The 7,356-nt window shown below is 65.6% G+C and carries 6 protein-coding genes; 2 read left to right on the forward strand and 4 right to left on the reverse strand.

Going from position 1 to position 7,356, the window contains the following annotated elements:
• Positions 1 to 123: 123 nt before the first annotated feature.
• Positions 124 to 879 carry a DUF4239 domain-containing protein gene (locus tag P9236_RS23080; protein WP_278076878.1) on the forward strand — a complete coding sequence of 252 codons (756 nt, stop codon included), beginning with the start codon at positions 124 to 126 and terminating at the stop codon, positions 877 to 879.
• 2 nt (positions 880 to 881) lie between these two features.
• Here the strand turns inward: P9236_RS23080 and P9236_RS23085 are convergent, their stop codons facing one another.
• From P9236_RS23085 to P9236_RS23095, 3 genes are all read right to left on the reverse strand, one after another.
• Positions 882 to 2,123, reverse strand: coding sequence for a glycosyltransferase (locus P9236_RS23085; RefSeq protein ID WP_278076879.1), 1,242 nt, complete (start codon positions 2,121 to 2,123; stop codon positions 882 to 884).
• Between the two features lie 605 nt (positions 2,124 to 2,728).
• Positions 2,729 to 4,348, reverse strand: a complete 1,620-nt coding sequence (locus tag P9236_RS23090; RefSeq protein WP_278076880.1) for a tlde1 domain-containing protein — start codon at positions 4,346 to 4,348, stop codon at positions 2,729 to 2,731.
• Between the two features lie 620 nt (positions 4,349 to 4,968).
• Positions 4,969 to 5,448 (reverse strand): DUF2231 domain-containing protein, encoded by a 480-nt coding sequence (locus tag P9236_RS23095; RefSeq protein WP_278076881.1) that lies wholly within the window; start codon positions 5,446 to 5,448, stop codon positions 4,969 to 4,971.
• A gap of 240 nt (positions 5,449 to 5,688) precedes the next feature.
• Here P9236_RS23095 and P9236_RS23100 point away from each other — a divergent pair, with 240 nt between their 5' ends.
• On the forward strand, positions 5,689 to 6,501 hold the full coding sequence (locus P9236_RS23100) for a class I SAM-dependent methyltransferase (protein WP_278076890.1): 813 nt from the start codon (positions 5,689 to 5,691) through the stop codon (positions 6,499 to 6,501).
• 6 nt (positions 6,502 to 6,507) lie between these two features.
• Here the strand turns inward: P9236_RS23100 and P9236_RS23105 are convergent.
• A partial coding sequence (locus P9236_RS23105; protein WP_278076882.1) for a monooxygenase occupies positions 6,508 to 7,356 on the reverse strand: 849 nt, incomplete at its 5' end.

Genomic DNA, 7,356 nt, shown 5'->3' on the forward strand with positions numbered 1-7,356 from the left:
GCGACGTTCATATGCAATGGCATGGATTCTAGGGTCTGCGCTCCGCTTCGCGTCGCTTCGCCCTAGAATGACGAATTCGCACAGCCAATTGGCAAGCGGCCTTTGCCATGCGCAATATCAGCCATGGGTGAAGTGCTTGTAGGGACAGCGATCTTTGCTTGTCTGGCCGGCGCCTCGCTGGTCAGTCTGATGGTGCACGAGCGCTTTCCCGCCCACCACCGCCAGGACGACACCAGCGCCGTGGTGCGGCTTGCCGCGAACCTCTTCGTGGTGATGTCGTCGCTGGTGCTCGGCCTGATGATCAATTCGGCCAAGAACACGTTCGAGGCCATCGATGGCAATGTCCACGCCTTCGCCACCGATCTCATCCTGCTTGACCGAACGCTCCGACAGTACGGACCGGAGACGGACAGCGCCCGGCAATCGATCACCGCCTATGTCCAACGCGTCGTCGACACTTCCGCCGCCGACAACGACACGACTGTCGTCCCTAACAGGCTATCGGAGCTGCTGCTCAATCAGGTCGGCGATATCCTGGCGGGCTTGACGCCCGCGGACGCCAAGCAGACCGCTGCGCAGCAGGCCGCGACACAGCAGCTGCGGAAGGTGATCGAGCAACGCTGGATACTGGCCGAGCAGTCCGAGGGCGCCATCCCCGCGCCGCTGATCGCCCTGCTCGTCGCCTGGCTGACACTGATCTTCGCCAGCTTCGGCTTCCGGGCACCGCGCAACGCCACCGTCGTCTGCACTTGCCTCATTTCCGGGGCGTTGGTGGCCCCGGCGATCTATCTGATCATGGACATGGACACGCCCTTCTCCGGCCCGATCCAGGTCTCGCCGGCGCCCTTGCAAAGGGCGCTGGCGGAACTGACGCAGTGAAATCACCCGCCACTCAATGCATCAATCAGCAACTTTGCCGCCACCGCCGCGCCGTCAGGGCGGACCAAGTGAGCGGCCGCGCCTGCCCGGACACGGGTCTCGGGCGCCAGCGCCGTCTCCAGCGCCTCGGACAATGACTCCGCTGTTGGCGTCGGGCCGTCATGCGCGGCGCCTATGCCGAGCTCAACCACCCGCCGCCCCCAATAGGGCTGGTCGCCGATCTGGGGCACCACCACCTGCGGCGCCCCTGCCCGCGCCGCGGCGACGGTCGTGCCGGCGCCGCCGTGATGGATGACCGCCGCCAGCCGGCCAAACAGCGCCTGCTGGTTGACATCGCCGACGGCGAAGCAATCGTCGCGCTCGTCGATCGGGCCGAGCTCGGCCCAGCCATGCGTGATGACCGTGCGCCGGCCCTTGGCGCGGATCGCCTCGATGGCCGCGCGTCCGGCCTCGCTCTCGACCGCAATGGAGCCGAAGCCGACATAGACCGGCGGCGCGCCGACTTCGAGGAACGCCTCCAGCCCGTCGGGAAGCGGCCGTTCATCGGCCAAGATCCAGGCGCCGGTCTGCAGGGCGCCGATCAGGTCCGAGGGCAGCCAAGGTCCGAGCGTCGGGTCGCAGGCAAGCAGGACGGGATCGCCGTAGACGTAATCGCGGACGTTGTCCAACGGAGGCAGCCCGAGCGACGCGCGGTGGCTGTTGATCGCGCCGCCGAACAGCGCGTTCTTGGTCCGGATATCATGGTCCCAGAGCGCCATGTTGTCGGTCACGCCAGCAGGAAGCGGATGTCCGGGATATTCAAAGGGCCGGTTGTGCGCCGACGGCAGCCAGATCGGACAGAAGGTGCCAAGGATGTAGCGCATGCCCCGCTGCTCGGCGACCAGCCGCGCAGCGGCGCAGGACGGAAACAGGCCGCACGCCACCACGGCATCGCAGCCTTCGGCGGCCGCCGTGAGCGCATCGTATTGCCTGGCGACGATCTCGGCCCCCTGGCCGGAGATAAGCTCCGCCCGGCCCTCGGGCGACGCCGATCTCCTGCGCCGCATCATCTCCTTTGCCCATTCGCGCACCGGCGCGAAGGCCGGCGCCAGCGGCACGCCGGCGCGGGCGCACAGCGCGGCAAATTCCTCATCACCGGGGACGCTCACCCGCACCTCGGCGCCGAGCGCCTGCAGTCGCGAGCCAAGCGCCACCACCGGCTCGACGTCGCCGCGCGAGCCGTAAGTCGACAACAAAATCCGCATTCGGGAATTCCCTTTCCTAAAATTCAGGCCAAGGGCAGCGTACATACGGCATGTCCGGGGTCTTGCCGCAAGCCCGGGGTGCGCCATATCTATATCCTGGGAGGGGCGGATATTCCTTCGCGCTCGCAATCCCCGCAAGTCGATGATCTCACTGTCGCGCGTGTTCGGTGCGCCGACCGTGGCATGGACCATTTGGCCAAGCAGAAGCAGGCGATGGCGACCAGTTCGCTAGCGCAGGATCTTGAATATTGCAGGCTTGTCGGGGGGTCAGCGCAAGCGCTGGGGATTAGCTGAAGCCTCTCAACCTCGTCATCCCAGGGCGAAGCAGGAGCGAAGCTCCGTCGCGGAGACCCTGGGATCCATGCCGTTACCTTAATCGAAGGGTGCGAGCGGAGCAGAATTCTGCATCGATGCAGCGCTCTGAAGTCACGGCATGGATCCTCGGGTCTACGCAGTACGCTTCGCTTCCCGCTCCGCCCGAGGATGACGAAGGTCGGGCGTTTCGTCATCCCGGAGCGGATCAAGGACTGAAGCGACCCGGCACAGACCCTAGGATTGATGACGTTCGGGAGGCTTCTGCTGATCCAAACGTCGTGAAATCCCGATCAGCCCTGGCGCCCTTCCTGGGCGACCTGGGTGGGCGACCTGGTGAGCCGCGGGACGACGACGAGGCGCTTGATCTTGCCTTTCTTGTAGGCGGACAGGAAGCGCTGATAGTCCTTGAAGACGACGCAGCCATTGGATTCGGCGCGGCCGCCGCGCAGCATGTAGGTGTGGGCGAGCAGGCCGTCGCGGCCATATTTGTTACCGCCGCTGGTCGGCGTCAGGCGGATCGCCTCGACGCCGTGGAAGCGCGATTCACGCAGCGACAGGTTGTAGGTATCCGGCGGCGTCGGGCCGACATTCTTGCGATTGACGAAGCGCGGCTGGTCGACCATCGAGCCGAGGCCCGAATGCGCCTCGAGCTTCGAGCCATCCGGCATATAGACCGTCTTGGCCGAGATATCGTAGACGGCCACGCCATTGCCCGTCGAAGGCGAATTGAACAGGCTGCCAAAAGCCCTGCCGAGGCCGCCGCGCTCAGGCGTGTCCGGCTTGGCATAGGCGAGCATCTCGGAAGGCTGCGCCTTGTTGCGCTTGGCCGGCCCGGCATTGATCGGTTTCGAGCCCTGCACGCCCGGAAGCGCCTGCTCGGAACTCCTCAGCGAACGCGGTGACTGCGGGCCTTCCGCGGTATCGACAGCGGCGGGCTCCGGCCTGGCAGGCTCCGGCTTGGTAGCTTGGGGCTTTGCCGCCTGGGTTGCCTGCTTGGCCGGCTCCGGCTTCCGCGCGGCATTCTGCTCGGGCGCCTCGGTGGCGCGCTCGAGCGTGGTGCGCGGCCTCAGGCCGGGCACGGCGATGCTGTCGGGCAGTTCGTCTTGCGGCGGCAGCGAGGCGACCTGCACTTCGCCCTGGGCTGAGGCTTGAACATCGTCGGAGGCGCGGGCCGAAAGATCGGGCGCATCGCCGTTGGCGAGTGCGACCGCGGTCGGCACGTCGGCCGTGTCCTCGGGCATGACATTGGCAAGCGCCAGCGCCAGCTCGGACGCACGCTGGACGTCGACCTGATTTGGACCGAAGCGGGCCTCAGCCGGGCCGCTGAAGGCCGGGTCGGTCTGGGCCGAACGGGTCGCGGCCGGACCGGTCTGAGCCGCGCCCCCGAAGCGGCTCGCCGCCGGCAGGCTCGCAAGCAGGAACGGCGCGTGCTCGGCGCGGTGGAAGGCATCGGCAAGCTTCTGCGGCGAAAGCCCGGCGCGCTTGACGACGCTGTCGAAACGGTCGGCGACGTCCGCGGCGGAGGCTACCTTCACGGCCTCCTCACGCGCAACTCTGAGCTTTTCAAACGCGACGCTGTCCGGCGCCGCCGGCTTCAAGCGCGCCGCCTTGCCATTGTTAACCAGGGTGATGGAAGTCGGCGCGGAGCGCTCAAAGCCGGCGGCGAGGTCGAGGCAGCCGGCGTCGCAGCCGTCGGTGAGCGAACCCGTCTTGTAGGCGCCGGCCGCGGCAAGGCGCGGCGCCCAGGCATTGGCGAGCTTGCGGCGCTGGTCGGCGAGCGCGATGTTGCGCGGCGCGAGCAGGCTCTGCGGCAATCCGTTGGAAGCAGCGGTGAGAGAGGTGCTCACCGAGTACAGGCCGGCCGTGGTCGCCACCGACCACAGGGCAAGGGCGGCGCCGACAGCAGGCACCAGAACCCAACGATGACCACCAGATTTTTTCGAAGTTACCCCCTCTTCAGGAGTGTCACCCCGGTTCTTCAAACGCAAAAACGCCATACGACCACTCTCAATCGGCATGCCGGTTTGCGGACCTGGCACCCGTCACGATCACAGTTCGCCTGGTGCCCCCTGCACCTTCACGCGTCTGTTGCCGATTGATTCAAAAGATGGACAAAGATGGTTAACCAATCCCTCCACCAATCGCCACTGTGGCGACGGTCCATACGAAAAAAGAGCCCTCCATGGTCTCCGCCACGGTAAAAATGCTCTTCCTCACCCGCTTTGCTGCCCGTTTTTCCAGTCTCTGTCAAGAAAGCGTGAAGATCGGAACCGCAGCAACTTTGGCCGGGTAGAGGGCGATTGGGGTCAAAATGCGACAGCCTGGCCCGGCTCTGGAACAAGCTAGCCGAGGATGTGGTAGGCCAGCCGGCAAGGCCGTCAAGGATATTGCCGCAACGGATCACCCCAAAAAAAGTCACCTCGGTCGGGAGACGGAGGCGACATGAAAATCATGCTTTGCGGAGCTTGTCGGCGCCGGCTGAGATTCAATATGCTCCCGGCTCAGCCAGCCGCGACTACGCTGACGGCGTTCAGCGCATTTGATCCGGTCCGTCGGCGACGCCGACATGGTGCCGATAGACCATTCCCCAGCCCTTCCAGCCGGTGAACAGAAGGATGAGGACAACGATCAGCGACAAGACCAGTCCGACCGGCACCACCGCCGCTTCTCCGTGGGCATAGCGAAAATACCAGTTGTAGAGTTCGATCAGGACGACAATCACGTTGCCGCCGGCGTGAAGCCATACATCCCGAAGACTACGAATCTGAGCGTCGCCCAGTATGTCGGTGAGGCCGGCAAGGGCTGCGAGCGCCGCCATGACCAGACCAGCCCCGAGGAGCCAGAGCGACGGCGTGACCCAGGCCGGATTGCCGGTTCGCCAGAAGACGAGGTCGCAAACGAAGGTCGCGACGAAGAAGGCGATCGGGAACGGTATCAGCATTGCATGGACAGGATGGCCGGCAATGCTTGCCGTGCTGTGCGGATTATGGGGGATCGTATGGTTAGCCATCGTAATGCCTCCCGCAGGCGTGGCGAGCGCCGCCCTCGGGCCACATCACAACGCATCACGGGCTTCGCGGCAAAAGCCGATACATAGCGAACTCCGTTTGCCCCGGAATGTTCCATAACCCGAGCGTCCGCAATTGGCCGGCATAGCCGCATATACCGCTGGATGCCCCTCGTCGAAACCGAGCCAAACAAACATTTGTATGCTACCGTTGCGGACCAGACGGAACTGTGGGTGACGGCAATGCTGGAAACGGACAAGGTCTTCGCCGGCTCGATCCCGGAAAACTACGACCGCCACATGGTGCCGTTGATTTTCGAGCCGTACGCCGCCGATCTTGCGCGACGGGTAGCGTCGCTATCGCCTGGTGCCGTCCTCGAAACCGCCGCGGGCACCGGGGTCGTCACCCGCGCGTTGGCGCCACGACTGTCTCCCGGCGCGACCTATATCGTGACCGACCTCAACCAGCCGATGCTCGACCATGCCGCTTCGCGGCAAGGTCCCGACCGCCGCATCACATGGCGCCAGGCGGATGCGTTGGCGCTGCCGTTCGAGGATGCGGCCTTCGATGTCGTCTGCTGCCAGTTCGGCGCGATGTTCTTTCCCGACCGCTCGACTGCCTATCGCGAGGCAAAGCGCGTTCTCAAGCCCGGAGGACGTTTCCTCTTCAGCGTATGGGATCGCATCGAAGAGAATATTTTCGCCGATGACGTGACGAATGCGCTCGCAAGGATTTTTCCGAACGACCCGCCGCGCTTTCTGGCACGCACGCCGCATGGCTACCACGACAAGGACTTGATCCGCAGCGAGCTGGAAGCGGCGGGTTTCTCCCAGGTGGAGATCGAGACGCGAGCAGCGCAAAGCCGCGCGTCCTCGCCGCGCGTTCCTGCCGTCGCCTATTGCCAGGGAACCCTGCTTCGCAACGAAATCCAGGCCAGGGATCCGGCAAGACTTGAGGCAGCGACGGATTACGCCGCCTCCGCGATTGCGGACCGGCACGGCAGCGGCGAGGTCGCCGCCAAGATTCAGGCACATGTGATCGTGGCTGTGGCCTGAGGCAGTTTATCGAGCCAGGCCTGAAACGGCCAAACCGGGGACCGTTTTCGTCTTGCCGCTTAGCCGCGCTCCCAGGGTCAGTGTCCGCGGAAAGTTACGGACGACCGCCTCCATCAACGCGGCGCCGCCGGGGCCGAGGGCCAGCCGGGCGATGGCTTCGGCGGCAAGGACCCGCGTCGAGAACAGTCCTCGCCAGGCCGCTTCGTAGCGCCTCCCGGCTGCCTCTCGCCCCGCCTTCCCTCTGGCCGTCCTGCCGAGCTCCTCAGCCAGGAGCCAGCCGGACTGAAGCGCCATCGATATGCCCTCGGCGATGATCGGATGCGACTCGCCGGCAGCATTGCCGACGCGGAAGATGTCTTCGCCGTAGCCGGCGCGGATGCCTGGCCGGATAGGGCCGGCGGCAAGCCACGGACCGTCGAGGCGGGCTTGCTCCAAGGCCTCCCGCGCGCCCCGGCACGTCGCCATGATGTGTCGCTCCACGGCTTCAGCCGCCGAGACATGGCCGCCACGTTCGGCGGCAAGACTGCCGCGCAGCCGGGCCAGCCTATCGCGCCTTATGCAGCAGGAGAGCGACAGGCGGCCGCGGTCGGCGAGCACCATGCCGCCATAGCCGCCCGGAAACGTCAGCAGCGGCATCAGATCGGGCGGCAGCGAAGATCCGGTGAAATGCGCCTTGAAGCCGAGCAGGTCCGAGGGGCGATTGACCTTTCCAAGCTGGCTCGGCAGTAGCCCCGGCTCCCACGAGCCATGCGCGGCGACGATAACCGGCCCGCGCAATATCGTCGCCTCGTCGCGGGCATTGCCGCCAGTTGACTGGATCCGCACCGCCTGGCCGTCGCCATCGCCTTCGATGGC

Source organism: Mesorhizobium sp. WSM4884 (genome assembly GCF_029625675.1).
Taxonomy (GTDB): domain Bacteria; phylum Pseudomonadota; class Alphaproteobacteria; order Rhizobiales; family Rhizobiaceae; genus Mesorhizobium.